Origin of the sequence: Wohlfahrtiimonas populi (genome assembly GCF_002006795.1) — a bacterium.
GTDB classification, from domain to species: Bacteria; Pseudomonadota; Gammaproteobacteria; order Cardiobacteriales; family Wohlfahrtiimonadaceae; genus Wohlfahrtiimonas; species Wohlfahrtiimonas populi.
In genome coordinates this window covers 155,895-179,398 of record NZ_MVDN01000004.1, presented here as the reverse complement: position 1 = coordinate 179,398, position 23,504 = coordinate 155,895, and the positions used below count along the sequence as shown (strand labels likewise).

The 23,504-nt window shown below is 39.1% G+C and carries 16 protein-coding genes, 2 tRNA genes and 1 pseudogene; 12 read left to right on the top strand and 7 right to left on the bottom strand.

From position 1 onward, the window contains the following. Positions 1-186: 186 nt before the first annotated feature. The 6 genes and pseudogenes from BZK16_RS06650 to mrcB all read right to left on the bottom strand — a co-directional run bounded on the left by BZK16_RS06650 (position 187) and on the right by mrcB (position 10,484). On the bottom strand, positions 187-1,992 hold the full coding sequence (locus BZK16_RS06650) for an SLC13 family permease (protein ID WP_077928114.1): 1,806 nt from the start codon (positions 1,990-1,992) through the stop codon (positions 187-189). Between the two features lie 8 nt (positions 1,993-2,000). Beyond that, complete coding sequence (gene ppk1, locus BZK16_RS06645; RefSeq protein ID WP_077928113.1) at positions 2,001-4,064, bottom strand: polyphosphate kinase 1; 2,064 nt, start codon at positions 4,062-4,064, stop codon at positions 2,001-2,003. 146 nt (positions 4,065-4,210) lie between these two features. Then, complete coding sequence (locus BZK16_RS06640; protein WP_077928112.1) at positions 4,211-4,735, bottom strand: hypothetical protein; 525 nt, start codon at positions 4,733-4,735, stop codon at positions 4,211-4,213. Between the two features lie 838 nt (positions 4,736-5,573). Continuing rightward, a pseudogene (locus BZK16_RS06635) lies at positions 5,574-7,103 on the bottom strand (Rne/Rng family ribonuclease); the annotation flags it as partial. Between the two features lie 251 nt (positions 7,104-7,354). Then, on the bottom strand, positions 7,355-8,104 hold the full coding sequence (locus BZK16_RS06630) for a tetratricopeptide repeat protein (protein WP_077928111.1): 750 nt from the start codon (positions 8,102-8,104) through the stop codon (positions 7,355-7,357). Positions 8,105-8,219: 115 nt separating this feature from the next. Then, the gene (mrcB, locus tag BZK16_RS06625; RefSeq protein WP_077928190.1) at positions 8,220-10,484 is read right to left on the bottom strand and encodes a penicillin-binding protein 1B; all 2,265 of its coding nucleotides are present in this window, start codon (positions 10,482-10,484) and stop codon (positions 8,220-8,222) included. 260 nt (positions 10,485-10,744) lie between these two features. On the opposite strand from mrcB, the gene BZK16_RS06620 reads away from it, so the two are divergent. The 10 genes from BZK16_RS06620 (at position 10,745) to rph (ending at position 17,197) form a co-directional block, all read left to right on the top strand. Then, the gene (locus BZK16_RS06620) at positions 10,745-11,575 is read left to right on the top strand and encodes a transporter associated domain-containing protein (protein WP_077928110.1); all 831 of its coding nucleotides are present in this window, start codon (positions 10,745-10,747) and stop codon (positions 11,573-11,575) included. Positions 11,576-11,635: 60 nt separating this feature from the next. Then, positions 11,636-11,712: transfer RNA gene (locus BZK16_RS06615), tRNA-Asn, on the top strand. Between the two features lie 135 nt (positions 11,713-11,847). Next, the gene (gene ybgC / locus BZK16_RS06610) at positions 11,848-12,246 is read left to right on the top strand and encodes a tol-pal system-associated acyl-CoA thioesterase (protein WP_077928109.1); all 399 of its coding nucleotides are present in this window, start codon (positions 11,848-11,850) and stop codon (positions 12,244-12,246) included. A gap of 8 nt (positions 12,247-12,254) precedes the next feature. Further along, positions 12,255-12,962 (top strand): protein TolQ, encoded by a 708-nt coding sequence (tolQ, locus tag BZK16_RS06605; protein WP_077928108.1) that lies wholly within the window; start codon positions 12,255-12,257, stop codon positions 12,960-12,962. After that, the gene (locus BZK16_RS06600; RefSeq protein WP_077928107.1) at positions 12,963-13,400 is read left to right on the top strand and encodes a biopolymer transporter ExbD; all 438 of its coding nucleotides are present in this window, start codon (positions 12,963-12,965) and stop codon (positions 13,398-13,400) included. It begins immediately after the preceding gene. A gap of 2 nt (positions 13,401-13,402) precedes the next feature. Next, positions 13,403-14,383, top strand: coding sequence for a cell envelope integrity protein TolA (gene tolA, locus BZK16_RS06595; RefSeq protein WP_077928106.1), 981 nt, complete (start codon positions 13,403-13,405; stop codon positions 14,381-14,383). 121 nt (positions 14,384-14,504) lie between these two features. Next, complete coding sequence (locus BZK16_RS06590; protein ID WP_077928105.1) at positions 14,505-15,932, top strand: efflux transporter outer membrane subunit; 1,428 nt, start codon at positions 14,505-14,507, stop codon at positions 15,930-15,932. A 47-nt stretch (positions 15,933-15,979) separates the two neighbouring features. After that, positions 15,980-16,056, top strand: a tRNA-Pro gene (locus BZK16_RS06585). Between the two features lie 60 nt (positions 16,057-16,116). Beyond that, complete coding sequence (infA, locus tag BZK16_RS06580; RefSeq protein WP_077925738.1) at positions 16,117-16,335, top strand: translation initiation factor IF-1; 219 nt, start codon at positions 16,117-16,119, stop codon at positions 16,333-16,335. A 121-nt stretch (positions 16,336-16,456) separates the two neighbouring features. Beyond that, on the top strand, positions 16,457-17,197 hold the full coding sequence (gene rph / locus BZK16_RS06575) for a ribonuclease PH (RefSeq protein ID WP_077928104.1): 741 nt from the start codon (positions 16,457-16,459) through the stop codon (positions 17,195-17,197). Between the two features lie 94 nt (positions 17,198-17,291). On the opposite strand, the gene BZK16_RS14965 is transcribed toward rph, so the two are convergent. Then, positions 17,292-18,389 carry an autotransporter domain-containing protein gene (locus BZK16_RS14965; protein ID WP_456300683.1) on the bottom strand — a complete coding sequence of 366 codons (1,098 nt, stop codon included), beginning with the start codon at positions 18,387-18,389 and terminating at the stop codon, positions 17,292-17,294. Between the two features lie 3,754 nt (positions 18,390-22,143). Between BZK16_RS14965 and sfsA the strand changes: the two genes are divergently transcribed. Then, positions 22,144-22,854, top strand: a complete 711-nt coding sequence (gene sfsA, locus BZK16_RS06545; RefSeq protein ID WP_077928099.1) for a DNA/RNA nuclease SfsA — start codon at positions 22,144-22,146, stop codon at positions 22,852-22,854. A 39-nt stretch (positions 22,855-22,893) separates the two neighbouring features. Beyond that, complete coding sequence (locus BZK16_RS06540; protein ID WP_077928098.1) at positions 22,894-23,502, top strand: hypothetical protein; 609 nt, start codon at positions 22,894-22,896, stop codon at positions 23,500-23,502. Positions 23,503-23,504: the final 2 nt, after the last annotated feature.

Genomic DNA, 23,504 nt, shown 5'->3' with positions numbered 1-23,504 from the left:
TTTCCNCATTCAGAACAGGTACTTTACCATTTGCATCTGCATAAATGCCGATTGTAAGGTTGATTTTATTCTCTCTTGGATCTTGTTTGAATTTTTCCACTAAGCCAAGAATAGGGTCATCAGGGGCCAATACAACTTGATTAAAAACGCTCATATAGATTTCCTTTGAAGTTAAATAGAGTGATTTTATGACAAAGGCCACACCCAAAGTAATGCAGGTGTAACGGTTATTAATATTAATATATCTAAAATTAAGCCAACACGCCAATAATCACCAAATTGATAGCCAGCAGGGCCCATCACAAGTGTATTGGAATGATGACCAATAGGCGTGTTGAATGTGCAAGAACTTGCAATCGCAACACCCATTAAGTAAGCATCAGGATTATGTCCAAGCTGCTGTGAAATACCATAAGCAATCGGGCACATAATGACAGCAGTTGCGGAGCTATTAATGACATCTGTGATGATCATTGTGATTAGGATGATGATACCTAAAATCATAACATCAGGCAGATCACCAATTACGCCCACTAATTTATTGGCAAGAATTTCTGTCACACCTGTTTGTTGTAATGCAAAACCTACAGTAATGAAACAGCCTAAAAGCATTAATAAAGGGCCTTCTTGGCTACGATAAACATCACGAATTGGCAAGAGTTTAAAGATCACTAATAAGAATACAGCTAAAGGAAAACTTATTTGTGGTGGTAATGTTTGTGTCGCCACTAAAACTATAGAACCTAAGAAAATTAAAATGGTTGGCAGTAAGCGATAAGAAGCTTTGAGGCTGATATCTCGCTCAGCCAATGGGAAACAACCTAAATAGCGTAATGTTTCAGGTAGTTCATCGGCATGGCCTTGAACGAGTAGAACATCGCCTACTTTTAATTGAATGCGAGAGAAGCGCTTACGAATATTCTCGCCATGTCTTGCAACGCCAATGACATTTAAACCATATTTTTCACGGAACTGTAATTCAGATAATGTGCGGTTATCCATGCGAGAGCCTGGATTAATCACAACTTCTAGAACTTCTAATTTATCGTGTGGAATATCTTTATTGGCAATGCTGCGCGTTAAGTTCATGCCTGTCAGTAACTCGAGTTGCTTAAGCTCTTCAGGTTGTCCTTCTAGCAGTAATGTATCGTTACTACGAATGATCTCTTCACTACTTGGCGCTATGATACGACGCGCACCACGAATGATCACAACAACTTTTACTGAGTTTTCAGAAATTTCTTCGAGTATCGCAACAGTTTTATCTGCAACTTTATTGCCATGTTCAACTTTGGCTTCCAAGAGATAATTATCTGTCGTGAATTTAGTTTGTGCACTTTCAGAACGGCGATTAGGAATCAAGCGCCAGCCAATGAGCGAAAGATAGAGCAAGCCAATAACAGAAATGATTAAACCTGTTGGTGTGAAATCAAACATGTTGAACTGTGCTAAGCCAATTGATTCACGATAGTTGGCGACGATTAAGTTTGGTGGTGTACCAATCACAGTAATGGTGCCGCCCAACAGTGAAGCAAATGCCATTGGCATTAATACTTTGGCAGGTGGAATATCATAGCGTTGGCAAAGTTGGATGGCGATTGGCATGACTAAAGCTAAAGCACCAACATCATTCATAAAGGCTGAGAAGAATGCAACTAAGCCTGCTAAAGTAAATACAAGCATGGATGGGCTATTGGAAAAATATCCCAATCGTTTGGAAAGATGATATGTAATGCCTGTTTTGCCAATGGCATGGCTGAGCACTAAAACAGATGCAACAGTGATAACCGCAGGATGGCTGAAACCATCAAATGTTTTTGAGATTGGCACAATGCCAGAAATAACTAAAGCTAAGAGCGCACCTAACGCAACGAAATCATAGCGGACTCGTCCCATTAAAAACGCAACAAAGGCACTAATGAGCACAACCAATGAAAATAGTTGGTCATTAGTTAAATAAGGGATTACTTGAAAATTGATGTAACTGAGCATAGCATTTCCTACGACAGGCGCTTTTGAATTAAACGATATTGAACGGATGTTTCAGGGTTAATGTGTGGCGCTTGATGATAATTGCCTGTTGCACCATTTAAGCACCATGCAGTTTGATCTTCTAAGCACCATAATAAACCTTCTTCCACAACTTTTTGTTTGATCTCTTTATCATACAAAGGCACGGCGATTTCGATTCTTCTAAAGAAATTTCGGTTCATCCAATCCGCACTAGATAAATAGGCGTGCTCTTTGCCTGCATGATAGAAATAGTAAATGCGAGAATGTTCCAAGAATCTTCCCACAATAGAACGCACACGAATATTTTCTGATAAACCTGGTATGCCAGGTTTTAATGCACATGCACCACGTACGATTAAATCAATTTGTACGCCAGCTTGTGAAGCATTATATAAAGCAGTGATGATGATGGGTTCCATTAAGGCATTCATGCGTGCAATGATATGGCCTTTTCTACCTGCCTTAGCCTCATTAATTTCAAAATCAATCTCTTCCAATAGACGATCAATAAAATTGAAGGGCGATTGCCACACTGTTGATAGCGATGGAATTTTTGCAAGGCTCGATAGATTTAAGAATATTTCAGAAATACTTGCAGTAACTTCTTTGTGAGAAGTTAATAAACTGAAATCTGTGTACAATCTTGCATTGCCTTGATGATAATTGCCTGTGCCAACATGTGCATAGCGACGAAGGTAAGTTTCACCTTTGAGATTTTGCTCTTCACGAATCACTAAGAGCATTTTAGCATGAGTTTTATAGCCAAATACGCCATAAACAATCTTAATGCCTGCATCTTCTAATCGAGAAGCCCATGATAAATTTGTTGCTTCATCAAAGCGAGCCATGAGCTCAACCACAACGTTGACTTCTTTACCTTGTCTTGCAGCATTCACAAGCAATTCCATGAGTTCCGAATCATCACCTGTTCGGTACACAGTCATACGAATTGCACGCACAGCAAGATCATTGGAGGCTTCTTTTAAAAAATCTACAACTGGCAGAAAGCGATCATAAGGATGATGCAATAAAACATCTTGACGATTGATTTCACTGAATGCATCTGTACGATTCTCCCAACGTGCAGGAATATGACGTTTGATGGGCGTAAAGATCAGATGTGGCTTACGTTCAATGTATTCGAGAATGTTGTGAATCTGGGAGAAATCAAAGTGATATTCTGTTGCATATAAATCTTCAGGTGATAGCTCAAATTCTTTGATCAATAGTGATTTAAGATGAGCTGGGCAGTGACATTCAATTTCTAAACGCACAGCATGACCAAAACCGCGTTGTTTCAATTCACCACGCAAAGCTTGGTGGAGGTTCGTCAGTTCTTCTTTATCAATGTACAAATGACTATTGCGAGTTACTCTGAATTGATATAAACCTAGAATCTCTAAACTTGGGAAGATATCTGCAACAAATGCCTCAATGATGGCTTGAATTGTTGTGAGCTGAGTTTCGCCATTGGGTGATGGTAGCTCAATGATTTGTGGTAAATTTTCAGGAATGGGCAGAATTGCTGTATCAATGTTTCGACCATACGCATCTGTACCTTTTAAATCCACAATAAAGTTGAGTGATTTATTCGTAATGTGTGGAAAAGGATGTGCCAAATCCAACGCAATCGGTGTGAAAACTGGCAACATATTTTGTGTGAAAAGATGATAGAGCCATTCATGTTGTTTAGTGCTCCATTCATTTTGATCCAACACATTGATGCTCTCTTTTTTCAATTCAGGTAAAAGTTCATGAAAAAAGATTTGATGTTGTTCTTGTGTAATTTTCAACGCATATGCTTGAATGTTTAAGCGCCATTCACTGGCACTTTGATTCTCGATTCGTTCTAAGCCAGATTGAATTTGCTCTTGCATATTTGCCATACGAACTTCAAAGAATTCATCAATGTTCGATGAAACAATAGCAATAAATTTGAGGCGTTCTAATAATGGCAATGTGTTATTTTTTGCTTGTGCCAATACACGTTCTTGGAATGCAAGAATAGAACGTTCCCGATTAATGAGTGGAACAGTATGTGGGGTTAACATGGTTAACGAAGCATCCACAATTGACCTACTTATATAATAAAAATAATAGCAGTCTATTGTAGCTGAAAAGATGCACTTTTTCTATGCAAAGAAAAAGCACAGTTGCCTGTGCTTTTTAATTAATTGAAAAGATTTTTAAAAGAAGCTTATTTTTTAGGTGCTTCGTCCTCTAAAATGATCTTGAAGCTTGGAATTTCAGATTCTTCTTTAACATCTTTTGTATCGATGATTTTAGGTTTAATCACGATTTCATCTTCTACTGTCACAGTTTGCTGAGCAGGCTTTTCTTTAACTTCTGCAGTTTTTGGCTCAGGCTTAGTTTCAATGATGCTTTGTTGAATCACAATTTCTTCTGTGGATTCAATGGGTGCCGCTACAGGTTTGATTTCAGCAGGCACTTCAGCTTTCACTGGTTCTACAGCAACAACAGGCTCAACTTCAACTTTGATGAAAGAAGCCTCAGACTCTTTAGCTTTTTCTTCTGATTGCTCTACAGTTGTTTGTTGAATCACAATTTCAACTTCTTCTGTTACAGTTTTAATTGGTTCAGCAGGTTTTTCAATGCTTGCAACTTCAGGTGCTTTTTCAGCTTCGACTTCAACTTTAACAGTTTGAGTTTTGGCTTTAGGTTTTTCTTCTGTCACGATCACAACGGCTTCTTGCTGAATCACAATCTCTTCAGTAGAAGTATTAGGTACTTCTGTAGTTACTGGNGGCTTTAGGTTTTTCTTCTGTCACGATCACAACGGCTTCTTGCTGAATCACAATCTCTTCAGTAGAAGTATTAGGTACTTCTGTAGTTACTGGTTTTTCTGTTGTTTCAGCGATAACTTCTGCATTTGCAATGTTTTTCAACGCGTTCATTTCTTCTTCAGAAATGCGTTTACGACCTTTTCTGATCTTACGTTTACGCACTTCGCCATTTACTTCAACTTCTACAGAATCAGGCTTTGGTGCAATGCTTGTTGCTTTAACAGGGTTCTCATTCTTGTTGTCAGATTTTTCAGTTTTCTGAGTATTTTGAGCATTGTTGTTCTTGTTACGTGAACGGCGATTTCTAGACTTTGGTGCTTCGCCATTGTTGTCACGAGATTCATCATTTTGCTTATCAGAATCATTCTTACGTTCGTTCTTATCTGATTTATCAGCTTTAGCAATATCAGAACGGCTTTCAGAAACGCGTTCAACTGTAGCAATTTCGTTATGTTCTGGTGCATTTGCACGAGTTGTCACACGGCGATTATTGCGACGACGATTATTTGAACGTTGGCGCTGTTGCTTTTGTGGCTGTGCTTTTTTCTCTTCTTTTTTAGGCTGAGCGCTTTCAGAAGGTGCTAATAAAGATTTAAACCAAGTCACGAACATTGACCACAATGAAGGTGTTTGCTGTGGTTGTACTTTTACAGGTTTTTCTTCTGTGACAGGCGGCGGTGTTGCAGGTACCATATTGCTTACAACAGGAATATTTTTCTGTGGTTTAGCAGGATTGTAAGCTTGATTCACCAATGCTTCTTCTATTGGTTTTTCAGTTGTGTTGTGCTCATTGCTAACTTTGTTTGTTAACATTGTTTGATCTGTGCGATAACGCGTGATTTCAAAGTGTGGCGTTTCTAATTCTTGATTAGGAATCATCACAACACGAACACCTAAGCGTTTTTCGATGTCTGAAACATCTTCACGTTTTTCATTCAACAAGAAGATTGATACATCAACAGGTAACTGAACGATGATTTCGCCAGTACGCTCTTTCAATCCTTCTTCTTCAATTAAACGTAAAATTTCTAATGATAAAGATTTGATGTTACGAATTGTTCCATGGCCAGAACATCGTGGGCAAACAATGTGAGTTGTTTCATCCAAAGAAGGGCGTAAACGTTGGCGTGACATTTCCAATAAACCAAAGCGAGAAATGTGACCAGTTTGAATACGAGCACGATCTAAAGCCAATGCTTCATGGAATGCTTTTTCCACTTGGCGTTGATGATCTGATTCCAACATATCAATGAAGTCGATGACAATCAAGCCGCCTAGATCACGGAGTTTCAATTGGCGTGCAATTTCTTCTGCGGCTTCAACGTTAGTGTTGAATGCAGTTTCTTCAATGTCAGCACCGCGAGTTGCACGGCCTGAGTTGATGTCGATAGAAACCAAAGCTTCTGTGTAGTCGATAACTAAAGCACCGCCTGAAGGCAATTTCACTTCACGTTGGTAAGCTGATTGAATTTGGTTTTCGATTTGATAACGCGTGAACAAAGGAATTTGATCTTCGTATAATTTAATCTTAGAGCGGATTTGTGGCATTGTTCTGCTCACGAAAAGCGCTGCTTCTTCATAAATTTCAGGGTTGTCAATTAAAATTTCACCGATGTCATTGCGATAGTAATCACGCAATGCACGGATGATGATATTGCTTTCTTGATAGATTAAGAACGGTGCTTTTTCAGTGGATGCTGTTTTGATAGAGCGCCAAAGCGTCATCAAATAATCTAGATCCCATTGTAATTCTTCCGCTGTACGACCTAAACCTGCTGTACGAACGATTACGCCCATTTCATCAGGAATTGTTAAGTGGCTCATCGCTTCGCGAATTGCAACACGCTCTTGGCCTTCAATGCGACGAGAAACACCGCCAGATTTTGGATTATTGGGCATCAATACCAAATAACGACCTGCCAATGTGATCATTGTTGTTAAAGCTGCACCTTTATTTCCGCGCTCTTCTTTTTCAACTTGAATGATGACTTCCATGCCTTCTGTTAACGCATCTTTGATGGATGGCTTTTGCATAGATTTTGCAGCATCAGAGTAATATTCTCTAGAAACTTCTTTGAAAGATAAGAAACCATGGCGTTCTGAACCATAATCGACAAAGCAAGCTTCTAATGAAGGTTCGATTCTTGTGATGATACCTTTGTATATATTTGCTTTCTTTTGAATATTTGTAGCATTTTCAATATCTAAATCATATAGGCGTTGTCCATCCACTAAAGCGACACGTGTCTCTTCTGGTTGGCTCGCATTAATTAACATGCGTTTCATTGTGTTCTCCAGGCCCTAAATAGTGAGGAGTTGACAGAGATCACTCCTTACCTATTTTAATACAATGTACGTTACATTTAGAGTTGTTATTAGTTGTTAACGCAGTGATTTGTATTAGTACTGTTATTCCTCAGTATTTATAACCAAAATTAAATTCGTAAAAAATATCATACGATGCAAAGCAGAGCCCACTCATCGTATGGATGAGTAGGAATGATATTTGAGTATTTTTGAGTGATCATTGATGAGAATTATTGTGCGTTTCTCATCGCTTCGTTAGAACCTGCTACATCTCCGCGTGCTTTACGTGAAGAAGAAATCACATTCCAGTTTTTATTGATCAGTGCTTGGTTACCTTTAGCAAAATCTATTGATTTTTTCGCTAATTGTTCAGACTGTTCATATTTACCTTGGTGTAGACGAATTTGTGCAAGATCGTACCAAATACTCGCGTTGTTTGGCTCTAATCTTACTGCACGATTCAATGCTGTTGCAGCTTTTTCTAATTGACCTGCTTTAACAGCTGAGTTGGCTTCGTCCAATAAAGATTGAACTGCGCCTGTTTGATTCTGTGATGCTTGGTATGTATTTGTAGCACCTGCTGTTGTTGCCGCTACATTATTTTGACCAGGAATCATGGGCGCTGTACCTGTATTAGAAGGCGCATATGTTGGTTGCTGAACATTAGGTTTTTGTGCCGCTGTTTGTCCTGTATTTGGATAAGTTGGGAAGGCATTATTATCTGCTGGGAACTCTGGACCTTGACCAGAATAAGCAGGGAATTGTACTTCACCTGTTGGTGCTGTTTGGCCGTAAGGTTGAGCTTGATTATATGCGTTAGCACCTTGGTTGCCAGTACCATCATCGAGTGGAATGCCATTTGGAATTGCTGGCGTTACAGGTTGATTAGACAATGGACGAACTCTTGCACCACCATCAGTGCGAGATGTACATCCGCTAATGACGAGTAGAGCTAATATTAGAAATGTTGTAGTTCTCACTATAGTTATTCCCATATAACGATATTTTAAAAGTTTGGTTAGACATAAAAGTCAGTGCTGTTAATTTATCATAAAATATACGAAACGAGTAGAGACATTCTTTACTCGTTTGGAATTATTCAAAACTATCGAAGTTAAATGGTTCGAAGTCTTCACTGAAATTGAAATCTGTTTCAGGTGGGTAGAAGTCACAATCCCCAGGATAAGTCGGTTGATAGCCCTTGATGAATGGTAATGACATGATCTGTTTACCTGGGCATGCATAGTTTGGTGGTGGTAAACCTGTCGACATATTAATTCGGATATTCACAATATCTTTTGGTGGTGTATCACTGATATTTTCTAAAATTAATGGTTTCATTGCCGCTGCCCAAACTGGTAAGCCACCTGTTGCACCACCCAAATTCCCAGCTGTTGTGTTGTCATCTTTACCAACCCAAGCGACAGCGGTACGATCACCTGAGAAACCTGCAAACCAAGCATCTCGGTTCTTATTGGTTGTCCCTGTTTTGCCTGCAACTTTAGTTTGAATGCCTGCACGACGAACACCGCCGCCTGTACCTGCATCAATAACATTTTGCATCGCTTTTGTGATTAAGAAATTGGGTCCAGGATAGATCACTTGCTTTGGTTCAACAATATTTTGAGCCAATACTGTGCCATCTTGTTGTGTCACTTCACGAATGGATTTTAATGGAATGTAATAGCCACCATTTGCGAATGTTGAATACATTTGTGTCACATCAAATACAGTAATATCTAGCGCACCTAATAAAGATGAAGGCACAGAAGGGAAGTGATATTCATCTTCATTTAAGCCTAAACGATAAAGTGTATCTAAAACGTTATCCACACCAATATCTAAACCTAAACGAATGGTCGGGATATTATAAGACTTCGTCAATGATGTGATTAATGGAATCCATCCATGCAATCTTCTGTCATAGTTTTTCGGTGTCCATTTTTTACCACCAGAATTCATTTCAAAATGCGTTTGGTCATCGAGTAATGTTGCTAAAGAGTAACGTTGTGGTTCTTCTAAAGCACGTAAATAGATGAATGGCTTGATTAATGAACCGATTTGGCGTTTAGCACTCAAGGCACGGTTAAAGCCAGCTTGACGAACTTGGCGATCACCGACTAATGCTTCGACTTCACCTGTATTGTTTTGACTGATGATAATGGCCGCTTGAATATTTTTAACACCGCGTGTTTTTTCAATCACAGGCAATGTTTCAATCACAGCTTTCTCAGCATACGTTTGTACAATTGGATCTAAAGTTGTGAAAACTTTCAAACCATCGCTTGTTAATGCTTCGCTTGCGTAGAATTCTTTGATTTGTTTAGAAACTAAATCAATGAATGCAGGATATTTCGTAATACCAGATGGCGCAGTTTCTAATACATCCAATGGCATTTGCTTTAACTCTTCAACTTCTTCATGAGAAATTAAGTTTTGTCGTGCCATAACATCTAATACAAGATTACGGCGCTTCAATGCTGTTGTTGGGCGATTACGTGGATTGTAAGCAGATGGGCTTGGAATAATGCCCACAAGTGTTGCAATATTGTTGATGCTCAATTCAGAAACTGGTTTACCAAAGAAGAATTCACTTGCCAAACCAAAACCATGAATTGCGCGTGAACCATCTTGGCCTAAATAGATTTCGTTCATATAAGCTTCAAGAACATCATCTTTAGGATAGCGCCAGTCAATGATCAATGCGTAGAACATCTCTTGAATCTTACGTTCATATGTTTGAGCTGGTGTTAAGAAGTAGTTTTTCACCAGCTGTTGCGTCAACGTTGAGCCACCTTGTTCTTTACGGCCAGCTTTCATGTTAGCAACCATCGCACGCATGATCGCTTTAGGGTTCACGCCCATATGATCGTAGAATTGGCGATCTTCCATTGCAAGCAATGTATCCACCAATAATTGTGGAATTTCTTCACGCTTTAATAAGATACGATCTTCATTATGCACAGGATAAATCGATGCAATATGCAATGGTTCAATACGAATCAAACTGATTTTTTCGTCTTGTTGACCGCTCTTTAATTCAGTGATCTTGTTTTTACTGATAGCAACCTGAATTTTTTGCGCAGGCGCTAAGCCATCACTATAAGTGAATTCTCTTAAGTAGATGCTGACTGTATTCTCATGTTCACGATAAGAACCAGGTTGGCTTAGCTGATTTGTCTTTTTATAGTTGAGCATTTGAAGCTCTAACAATAAATCTTCTTTTTTGATGGGCTTATCAACATACAGTTCTAAAGGCCTAGCATAAACACGAGCTGGAACGGACCAGCTTCTGTCCTCGAATTGCGTGCCCAACTCTTGATTGGTTTTAATCAAGAAATAGAAAAATATGGGGATCATTAAGAATGCGCCACCCACAATCATATATATTACGAGACGAAGAAAATAGCGCAGTGCTGCGTTAATTCTTGATCCGAATGTTCTTTTTTTTAAGGTAAATTTCATGGTTAAAGTATGAATTCGTTGAATTGGTTTTGCTGAGAATAATTGCTTGCTATACTAGACTAGTTTAAAGAGAAAAGGCATTTAAAACTTTAACTTTTTAGATAGCTAGGTTTAAACTTAGGTAATTTTATCACTTTGAGGAAAAAATAAAAATTATGTCAGATGATCCTTCGCCGAGTCGAAAGAGTTGGTTATCTAGATTTGGATTAGAACGTAAAAACGTCACTTTAAACAATTGGAATACTGAATTGTCATTGTTGCAAAAAGAAGGTCATATAGATCTTGAAGCATCGCAGATGATTCGCTCCATATTATCATCACAAGAATTAACTGTGCGAGATATTATGGTGCCTCGTGCACACATGACATCTGTTGCCATTGATGATGCTTATGATGAAGTCTTGGAAAAAATTATTCAATCAGGGCATTCCCGTATTCCTGTTTTGTCAGAAGATCATGAAGAGATGCAGGGCATTTTGCTGACAAAAGATTTATTAAAAAAAATGCGAGATCCCTCTTTGAAAGTGACATCTTTATTGCGTCCTGTGGATTATGTGCCCGAAGGAAAATATATATTGGCACAACTGAATGAATTCCGTGAGCGTCATTCGCACATGGCTTTAGTTGTAGATGAATATGGTGCAGTTTCAGGTTTGGTGACGATTGAAGATATCTTAGAGCAAATTGTCGGTGAGATTGATGATGAGCATGATATCTCAGGGCCAGAAGTTGAACCTGAAGTTGAACAAGTGGATGAAAACCATTACATCATTGATGCAAAAATGTCGTTGGAAGAGTTCAACGAGCGCTTTGGTACAAGCTTTGATAAAGATGAGGTGGAAACAATCAGCGGTTTAGTGATGACGCAATTTGGCTTCTTGCCAAACGTGAGTGAAGAAGTTGTCATCGATAATTATAAGTTCAAAGTTTTGCCTTATGACGGCAAAGTTTTAGAGCGATTAGAGGTAAAACCTCATGATGACTAATAATTGATCACTAAAAAGTTTGACATCTAAGCGTAAGCATATATAATGCGAATCCTTAATTCCTCGATAGCTCAGTTGGTAGTAGCACTTGACTGTTAATCAAGGGGTCCCTGGTTCGAGCCCAGGTCGAGGAGCCAAAAGAAAGAAAACCTAGCCTAGCTAGGTTTTTTTGCTATGGGAACAAAAAAATAAGCAGTTAATGCAAATCATTTACAAATCGGCTGTTATAATGCCGCCATTACTTTGGCTAAACTAGATGGAACATGGCGCTAATGGAAGAACAAAAGTTATCAGTGTTTCGCTTACCAATCCGTGTTTATTATGAAGATACCGATGCTGGTGGCGTAGTTTATCATTCAACCTATTTGAATTTTATGGAGCGTGCTCGCACAGAGTGGATGTTTGCGAGAGGGATTAATCTCAATACTTATGCGGCGACAGAACAAAAAATGTTTGTCGTGAAAAGTATTCAAGTGGATTACAAGAAGCCCGCGCATTTATGTGATGATTTGGTGGTGGAAACGACCATTACAAAGCTCACAGCAACACGTGTCTATTTTCAGCAGTTAATTTATCGTCAAGAAGAGTTATTGGTTTCAGGCTTAGTGGAATTAGTTTGCTTGAATACTGAAACTCGTCGCCCTGTACCTTTACCATTATTATTTTCATAGGAAAAATCATGAACGCACATTCACAATTGAGTCTTTGGACGTTAGTAGTCGAAGCGAATATCATTGTGCAAATCGTAATGTTATTACTTGTTTTGATGTTGATCTCTGTAAGCTTTATCGCTTGGCGAAAATGGATCTTGTTAAAACTTGCTTTAAATGATGCGAAGAAATTTGAAAGTAAATTCTGGTCAGGTACAGATATTCAAGAGCTTTATAATATGACGAGCCAAAAGAAATATACAGAAGGTATGGAATATATCTTTGTCTCTGGCTTTCATGAGTTTAATCGTTTACGCACATCACCAATTTTTTCACCTGAATTTGTGGTGGAAAATATTCGCCGTGCTATGGAAGCAAGTGCACAGCGCGAAGAAAATACTTTGCATAAATCGCTGTCATGGTTAGCAACAACTGGTTCAGTCGCACCTTACTTTGGTTTATTTGGGACAGTAATCGGTGTTATGAACTCATTTGTAGCATTAGGAGCTGTAAAGCAAGTGACATTGTCGCAAGTTGCACCAGGTATTGCTGAAGCTTTGATCGCAACAGCATTGGGCTTATTGGTGGCGATTCCATCAGTGATGATTTATAACTCATTCGTGAATACGATCCAGAAGATTTCTGATCACTATGATGTGTTCATTGAAGAGTTTGCGAATATTTTGGCGCGTCAATACGGTCAAATGCAATTACAACGTCAAAATGGAGCGCAATAAATGCGTCGATCACGTAAAAAAGGTGGCAAAGGCTTACAAGCCGAAATGAACATTGTCCCTTATGTGGACGTAATGTTTGTTTTGTTGACGATCTTCATGGTGACAGCTACGACGATTTCTGTCGGGATTGATGTTGATCCGCCCAAAATGGAATCCAGCACAGCGATTGCTGCTGAAAATGATGATGTGATGCTTGTGATTTCAGTCAATGGCCATGGCGAATTTTTCTTTAATCATGCAGAAGATCCCAATAGCCCATTGTCTGAACAACGCATTACAGATTTAGCAACGCAGATGTTTGCAGAAAACTCTAAAATTCAAGCTTTAGTGAAAGGTGATAAAACTGCACCTTATGGTAAAGTGATTGATGCAATGAGTTTGTTGCAATCTGTGACGCATCAAAATGTTCAGTTAATGACTTCTCCAATGGATGAATAGTTATGAGTATGCACCCAAGATCACTGATTGCTAATATTGTGAGCGGAACTTTAACCGCTATCATTGTGATTGGCTTAGGTTATTTTATCTATGAAAAACAAGATTCATTTTCTTTATTTGCGCCATCAGGCAAAATAGAATCTGATTTTGCAGCATCGCCAAAACCTATTGCTTCTGAGCGCATTGATGAAGAGCAAGTGGAAAATGAGATGAATCGCATTGCGGAAGAAAAGCGCAAGGTGGAAGAAAAACGTCGAGCGGAAGAAGCACGTAAAAAGGCTGAAGCAGAAGCGAAGCGTAAGGCAGAAGAAGCGCGTAAAAAAGCTGAGGATGAAAAGAAACGTTTGGCAGAATTAGAAGCGAAGAAAAAAGCAGAAGCTGCCGAACAAAAACGTTTAGATGAAATTGCCTTGAAGAAAAAGCTAGAAGAAGAGAAGAAGAAAAAAGATGAAGAAGCCCTTCAGCAAAAATTAGCTGAAGAGAAGAAAGAGAAGCAGAAACAAGAAGAGATTAAAAAGAAAGAAGAAAAAGCCATTGCTGATAAAAAAGCAGCGGCAGATAAGCAGAAAGCTGAAGAGGCTAAAAAGGCAGCGGCTGCCGCGGCAGCAAAAGCCAAGGCTGATGCTGATGCAAAAGCAGAAGCAGCTGAAAATGACCGAATCGCAAATGCTTATTTAGGTAATGCGAGTTTTGTTGGCGCATTACAACAAGCATTGTATGATAATTGGGTGACTGGTATGGAAATGATAGGCTATACCGCAACAGTCGTATTTTATGTTGATCAGCAAGGTAATATCATTAAAATAGATAAGGGTAAATCGACATTGAGTGGTTTTAGGCCCTTTGATGATTCAGTGATAGCTGCAGTTGAGAAAACAAAGCGTATTAAGATGCCTGATAACAAACATGCTGTGAATAAGCTAGTAAAGGAAGGCGTCGCTGTAACATTTGATCCGAAAGACGTTAATTTTAAAAATTTTTGACAACAAGGTTGTCAATTTCATGTAAACTAGCTGTTTTATTTTTAGGCTCATTGTTATAATTCTGAGCTTGAAAATTTAGCAACGAATTGGTTTAAATTTTAACTTTGGAGTTAAAAACTTTATGAATAAATTACCTCTTTATGTTGTATTGACGGCGGTATTAAGTGCTTGCTCTATGGCGCCTGATTATCAGCGTCCACCTTTACCAGTAGAAAATAGTTTTCCAGGCGAGCCAGCTAAGGTTGCTAATTTAAAAGTTAAAGCTTCTGAAATTGGATGGAAACAATACTTCCAAGATCCTCGTTTACAAGAATACATCACAGCATCATTGGATAATAACCGTGATTTAAGAATCGCGATGTTGAATGTTGAACAAGCACGTTTGGCTTATAACATTACAATCAGCGATCGTTTGCCAGGCATTAATGCTCAAGGTGGTTATAGCCGTAAACAGCAAGGCAATGGTGGTCCAATTGATGCTGGGTATCAAATTGGTGGTGGTGTATCATCCTTTGAATTAGATTTCTTCGGCAAATATGCATCATTGAGTGATTCTGCGCAAACTAAATACTTAGCAACTGTAGAAGGGCAAAAAAGTGCTCACATTGCTTTAGTTGCACAAGTTGCGCGTAGTTACATTCAATTAAGAACAGCAGAAGAGCAATTGAATTTAGCACGCATTACAACGCGTACTTACAATGATTCTTATCAGTTAGTGAAGCAACAAGTTGAAGCAGGTATTGCGAACGACTTGGATCTAGCGCAAGCAGAAGCACAGTTGTATTCATCTAAAGTTGCGGTAGCAGCGGCAGAAAAAGCTGTGATTCAGTTGAATAACGCATTAGACTTAGTTGTGGGTAAAATGGTTAAACCTGCAGCAAAAGGCTATGCAATTAGCAGTCAAAAAATCTTAGGTAAATTGCCAGCAGGCTTGCCATCAGAAGTGTTATTGGCGCATCCTGATGTAATGGCGGCTGAATATCAATTGATGTCTGCAAATGCGGATATTGGGGCTGCACGTGCTGCATTCTTCCCAAGTATTTCATTGACTTCAACGATTGGCTCTATCTCAACAGATTTCTCTGATTTATTCAAAGGTCCAACACAAACTTGGAACTTTGCACCATCGATTTCTATTCCAATTTTCAACTGGGGTAAAATCAAGTCTAATTACGATTTGTCACAAGTGCGTAAAGAATCAAGCATCGCATCTTATGAAAAAGCAATTCAAACTGCATTCATGAATGTAGCAAATGGCTTGCAATCTCAACAGCCTTTACAAAGACAGTTGGGCGCGCAAATCAAATTAGTATCAACAACGAAAGAGAGCTTACGCTTAGCTCAGTTGTTATATGATAACGGTATCGCAAGTTACTTGAACGTATTGGATGCACAGCGTTCACACTTCCAAGCAAGAACAGGTTTGTTGAGTACGTATCAAGAGCAAATTTTAAATGGCATTGACCTCTACACAGCATTAGGTGGTGGATTGTATGAAGATACAGTAAATACCACGGTTGCAGAGCCAATGTTCGCTGAAGAGAAATAGCCCTAGATTGCAAAACTGTATAGAAACTGTATAATACTCGCTCGAAACGGGGTATGGCGCAGTCTGGTAGCGCACTTGCATGGGGTGCAAGGGGTCGTAGGTTCAAATCCTGCTATCCCGACCAAATTTAGCCTTAAGATCATCTTAAGGCTTTTTTCATTGAAATCTTTATGAATGGGAAATTATGTCTAAAGAAGATCATATTGAAATGGAAGGAACAGTTATTGAAACTCTTCCTTATACAACATTTAAAGTAGAATTAGAGAATGGTCACGTTGTGACAGCACATTTGTCTGGTAAGATGCGTAAAAACTTCATCCGTATTTTGACGGGCGATAAAGTGCGTGTTGAATTAACACCATACGATTTGAGTAAAGCACGTATCGTTTTCCGTGGCCGTTAATATTTAATTTAACACCACAGATCAATCATCTCAAAGATTAGCTGAGTCAGCATAGCTTATTGCCATAATAATCATATAATATGGCTAGTCTTTTTTCGTCTTGAAAATATAAGGGTAAATCATGCGTCCATCTGAACGTGCATTTGATGAAATGCGCAAAATCGAATTCATTCCTCATTATACAAAACATGCAGAAGGTTCAGTTTTAGCGTGCTTTGGCGAAACCAAGGTCTTATGTACAGTATCATTTGAAAGCCGAGTACCATCATTTATGCGTGGTGAAGGTCGTGGTTGGATTACTGCTGAATATGGCATGTTGCCACGTTCTACGCATTCAAGAATGCAACGTGAAGCAGCGAAAGGTAAGCAATCTGGTCGTACGCAAGAAATCCAGCGTTTGATCGGCCGTTCATTGCGTGCAGCTGTGAACTTAGAAAAATTGGGTGAAAACACTTTAACGATTGACTGTGATGTCATCCAAGCAGATGGTGGTACACGCACAACAGCAATTTCAGGTAGCTTTTTGGCATTGCAATTTGCAATCGATAAGTTAATGAAAGAAGGTGTGTTGACTGAAAACCCTATCATTTCTAACATTGCTGCAATCTCTGTGGGTATTCATAAAGGCAATGTGATTGCTGATTTGGAATACATTGAAGATTCTGAAGCAGAAACAGATATGAATGTTGTAATGAATGCAGAAGGTCGCTTCATTGAGATCCAAGCAACAGCTGAAGAAGCTGCATTCTCTGAAGAAGAGTTTGCTCAAATGTTGAAATTTGCGAAAAATAGCATTTATCAAATCATCGAAAAACAGAACGAGTGCTTTAATCAAGCATTAGTACGTAAATTAAGTATTTGAAATTTATTTTTCGAGTAGGTTTATAAAAAGTAAAATGCCCAATTATTAATTTAATTGGGCATTTTTATCAATCATAGATTTGCTATGTTAAGTTTTAGAATTCATAAATGAATTTCATTGCTACACCATGAGCTTTTCTATGTTTTGAGCTTTGGAAGTTATAATTAACCTGAATATTAAAGTCATTAACCTTATAACGAGCTCCTAATTCTGCATTGAATGTTGTTCTGTCAAATACAGGTGTTTTAACTGTTGCTGAAGAATTAACACCAGGGATTCTAGCCGTTGTTGTGGCATCTCTATCGCCTGATAAGAAGATTGCACCTAAAGATAAATAAGGGTTAAACTCTCCACTTTGTGTGCTAAATGAACCATCAAATCTAATTCCTACAGGAATTTCAATCACATTCATTTTTTTCTCTTTAACATTTAATACTTCACCAGTCGCACCAGAACTATAATTAGTTGGTGTTTTTACCATGTAATCACCAGGTTTAATGTTTAACCATCTGACGCCAGCATATGGCGTAATATCGAGTGAAGGTGTGGAGNCGCCTGATAAGAAGATTGCACCTAAAGATAAATAAGGGTTAAACTCTCCACTTTGTGTGCTAAATGAACCATCAAATCTAATTCCTACAGGAATTTCAATCACATTCATTTTTTTCTCTTTAACATTTAATACTTCACCAGTCGCACCAGAACTATAATTAGTTGGTGTTTTTACCATGTAATCACCAGGTTTAATGTTTAACCATCTGACGCCAGCATATGGCGTAATATCGAGTGAAGGTGTGGAGAATAAATATTCAGCACGTAAGCCTATACCAAAAATTTTGCTTTTAGCTGTTGCAGATAAGTTGCCCATTAGCATACTATTGGGAACATCTTGCTCAAGTTTATTTTTATTTTGTGTATAGCTTAAATCGCCAGTGATGGTGATATTGTTAATGTTATAACCCGCATAAAGAGATGTACCGAAGAAATCAAAATTATTCTTTGTGCGAGATAAATCACCATTAGATTTGACATCTCCTTTACCAAAGTTCACTTCAGCACCTAGAATCAGATTATCGTTGTATGTGTAATCTATACCAAATATCCCAGCAGTAAATTGAGTTTTGTTGCCAAATGAGAAGTAACCATTGTTAATTTGTAGATTTTTATCTTTTGCATTGTAATGAAGTGGCATCGCCCATATTGCAAATCCATTACCTTCAATTGTTTGAGTATCTTTTGAAGAGTAAATAATTTGTGGATTAACAGTATTTTTACCTTTTTTACCTGTTGAAATCATTTGTGCTCTAGAGTGTACAGCATCTGATACTCTAGTATTTGCAGCTTTTCCAGCTTGATAAATTCCACCAATTGCTCCAAGACGTAGAGAGCTTTCAACGATTCTAGCAGAATCTTCTGAGTTCGGAACATATAAGAAATCAGATGCTCTTGAGAAAAAGTGTACCCCAGATGATACAGATTGGCCTCTAGGATTGTTTTCACCAACAGTGTGGCCAACTTGGGTTACCATATCTCCTAGAAGGTTTGCGGCTTCTTTAGAAATTCCTGGCATGTTCCTGATAATATCGGCTTTGCCAAGCTCTGCCGTTAATTTATTATCATTGGTTATAACACTTGCATCTAGCAATCGGCTTGTTGTGAATGCATTGCCTTGTTGTGTCCAACCTAAATTACCATTTGTAATATTAGCGAAGTCACCTGTAGTTGTTTCTAATACGTCAATTTTATCACCAGCCTTAGCACGGTTATCAACAACTAGAAGAAGTTTTGCATCGTTAGTTGCAAATGGACTATTCCCGCCCGTATTAATTTTAATAGCAGATGCTGGGGATCCAGGTGTTGTATCGTAGATATAATCTGGTGTGTTGATGATTGTCAGTGATCCTGCTCCAAACATTCCGCCATTACCAGGTGCTACAGCAGATGAACCAACACCAAAGTCTAATTTGCTTAAATCTAATGATCTAGGATTTCCAGTTGCATCTTTTAAACCTAAGAATGCTAATGTGCCTTTGTTGAATAGTTGTTGGTCATTTTTTCCTGCCACTTGAAGTTGGTGTGTATGCCATTTTAAGATATTAATTTGATAGTTAGGGCCAGTACCGATATTATCCCAACTTGAGTCATCATCACCAATGATTGCAACACCATTGTTTGCACCAATATGGAAAGTGGATCCTGCAGAAGCATTTGTTGCGTCAAAATCCTTAGAAACGAAGGTACTATTATTATCAACGGTTAACTTCCCAGAATCGATGACGGTAGATTTGGTTATAATCCAGCTATCATTTTGAATATTTGCAATGGCATTGCTTGGGTTGTTGAGGCTGTTCAAGTGCAATTGGGATCCCGTCATATCTAACTTACTGCCATCTTGATTGACAGATTTTGTCAATTGTAACTCGCCTGTTTTTATCTCCACATCACCTTTTAATGTATTGATGTGGCCAGTGCCAACCTCAAAGATTGCACTGCTAGAATTACCATTGATTGAATTAGATCCATCAATAACAACACCAATTCCGTTAGCTGTTACAGTGCTACCATTTTCTACTAATAGATATGCATTGCCTGTTTTTCCAGTCGTCGTCGCAGAATTGANGCATTGCTTGGGTTGTTGAGGCTGTTCAAGTGCAATTGGGATCCCGTCATATCTAACTTACTGCCATCTTGATTGACAGATTTTGTCAATTGTAACTCGCCTGTTTTTATCTCCACATCACCTTTTAATGTATTGATGTGGCCAGTGCCAACCTCAAAGATTGCACTGCTAGAATTACCATTGATTGAATTAGATCCATCAATAACAACACCAATTCCGTTAGCTGTTACAGTGCTACCATTTTCTACTAATAGATATGCATTGCCTGTTTTTCCAGTCGTCGTCGCAGAATTGAAATCTCCACCAACTAAAATACCACCCTCAGATACTAATGCAGTATTGTTTGAAATGGTCATATGTCCATCGCCGCCTTGGCCTGCAATTGCTCCTGTAGTGTTTGCATTAGAACCGGCAATCACGACTCTTCCTTGAATACGAGATGATGTATTATTCTTTAATGTTAATGTTCCGCTTCCACCATTAGCAGCGCTGCTTATTTGGTTGTCTATGCTACCGCCACCATCACCACCAACTTTTAAATCACCAGTTGTCACATTAAATATTGAGTGATCAACTATTACAGTTGCATTGCCACCATTGCCACCAACACTTGGTGCAGAGTCGCTAGAATTCACTTTGTTAAGACCGCCAAGGCCGCCTGCACCGCCTATGATAACTGTGCCAGATTCAAATTTAGCGTTATTAATAGATGCTACAGAGCTACCACCAGCACTGCCTGATGAAGAAATGCCTGGAGTTTGATCGCCTTGTTGATTGCTATTGCCACCATTACCACCATTGCCACCAAAGATAGCTGGACCACTGATGCTCATGGTTGCATTACTCAGATTGAAAGTTGCATCCCCACCATTGCCACTTGTACCAGCATTACCACCATTGCCGCCAGTGCCTACGTCTGTGGCTCCACTATTTGATCCTGGGTTAAACTCTCCCCCTAGTCCGCCATTACCACCATTGCCTCCATCTCCGCCGTTGATAGGGTTGCCTGTGCCTTGTTGAGATTCCGCAGGCTTAGTTGGGATGATTGGTTGCTTCCATCCATTATTACCAGATGTGCCAGCCATGCCACCATTACCACCATTGCCGCCAACTGTAAGGGAAGTACCTGTGAAATTACCGCCAGTAATATCTAATGTCCCTTGTCCGCCTGTTAGCCCATTACCACCATTACCGCCATTACCGCCATTGCCACCAATACCACCTTGACCACCAATACCACCTTGACCACCAAAATGAGTGTGACCTACGGTATCATTCGATGCACCATCCTGCCCACTTTGCCCATTTTGCCCATTTTGCCCTGCGTTGCCACCATTACCACCATTACCACCATCACCACCTTTTCCTGCGACTTGGATGGTTCCAAGGTTAGCGTTGCCACCAGTAATAATTAGATGCCCATCGCCAGCTTGTCCGCCTGATCCCGCATTTAAACCTTGAGTAGCATTACCACCAGCAGACCCATTACTGCCTGATCCTCCAGGCCCACCTGTTGGGGCATTTTGGCCACCAGAGCCATGTGAAACAGGGTCGCTGCCTGAGCCGCCACCGCCACCGCCACCGCCAGCACCACCAGCACCATGACCACCTTGGCCGCCTTGGGCTCCGTTGCCACTATCCCCACCTATTTGTGTATTAATAAAAGAGCCGTTAATGTTTGTATCTTGAATATTTTCACTATTGCCATTAAGGCCTGTAGTTCCTGACCCGCCAATACCATTTGCACCATTGGATCCTGAATGGCCTGTGTTGCCATTAAGGCCATTACCAACAAGGGGGCTAGGATTTCCTGTATATATACCACCAGAACCACCAGAACCACCAGTGCCAGCAATACCACCATTGCCTCCAATACCTTGATCACCATGAGTTGCATTGGTTCCTACTTTGATATCGGTAGGATTTGTTGTATTGTCAATTATAGTCACAGCATATACGGGAGTTACTGTTATGAATAAAATTCCCGCTAATGTTGCAGCAAGAGGGGAGATTGAAATATTTTTGTTATTTATCATGTTGTTATTAGCCTCGAGTTATATAAGGTAATTTACCTAGATAATTACTAAGCAATAATTATGCCATTTCAAATTTATGTATAATTTTCTTAGGTTTTATATTTATATGTAAGTAAGCAAGTTGTTTTTGTTACAAATTTTGTCATAATTTTATTTATGTTTTTCTTTGTATTCACTTGCCATTATACTTTATAATAACTATCGTTTTTTTGATGTAGATAGTGTTTTCAAGATAATTGTTGTTGAATATTTTTGACTCATTAAGTTTTTATTAGTAAGTATTGAGAATCATGGAATTTAAAACTCCTTTACAAAAAGCAACCCTCATTAAGCGCTATAAGCGCTTTTTGGCTGATATAGTCACTGAAAATGGTGATGAAATTACGATTCATTGTGCTAATACAGGCTCTATGATGAATTGCCTTATGCCTAACGGTGAAATTTGGTATGAGCCATCTTCTGATCCTGCCCGTAAAACAAAAGGCAGTTGGACATTGTCCACAACGCCACAAGGTAGAATTGCGTGTATCAATACGCATTTGGCTAATACGTTGGTGGAAGAAGCGTTGCGTAATGGAGTAATTGCTGAATTGGCTGGCTTTACAAAGTTCAAGCGTGAAGTAAAATACGGTGAAGAAAATTCTAAAATAGATTTCTATTTGGAATATGAAGATCGCCCTGTTTACTTGGAAGTGAAGAGCGTAACTTTGGGTTTTGATGATTCCAATATTGCCGCATTTCCTGATGCAATGACAACGCGTGGCGCTAAGCATTTACGTGAATTAGCTAATATACAAGCAGCTGATCTCGAAGCATATATTTTATATTGTGTGAATTTATCTGGCATTGAAGGTGTTCGCATTGCGAATGAAATTGATCCTGCTTATGCCGTCGCATTTGATGAAGCGATTGCGAATGGTGTGAAGCCTTTAGTGTATGGTACGACAATCTCTAACGAATCGATAAAAATTACACATGCATTGCCTTTTGTTCGCAATTGAATATGATATCTCTATCGTGAAACAGAATAAGGAGTGCCCATGAAAAAGAGAAGTGTTCAAAAATCTTTAAAAGGATTGGGTGCTTGTTATGAAATCGATCATCAAGCAATTTGTCGCGCCTTGGCAGAAGAATCTCCAGAACTATTAGAAGCCTATGGCGAAGATAATCCTGTGGGTTCATTTGTGTTTTTCAGTGATAGTGGCATCCGTTTCATTCCATCACCCAATAATAGTGCGACTTTCATTCGCATGTCGCAGCCAACTTTCCAAAAGCAACTGACAGAAATGTTGGATATTATTCTGCAAAAAGTTCCAGAATATTTAATGGCAGAAGGCATCGAGCGCCAAAGCTATGATAAAAACATGGCAGATTTGCGTGAATTGTATTTGGCATTATTGATTGACATCGAAGCCTTGCGTGGCGATGTAACACCTGAGTTGGATCTTGAAAGCCGTTTTGCAACGCAGGCTATTAAAGAGGCTGCAAGCTTTGTGGGTGTTTTGAGTGATGAATATGGTATTACAAGACAAGCCATTGCCTACAGTGATAATAGTGCCATTAAATTAGAATTGGTTTCACGTGAAGAAGTTGGTCTAACAACTTCTAGTGTTGATCTTTCACCTAAACCGAGTGAAACCATTCATTAACT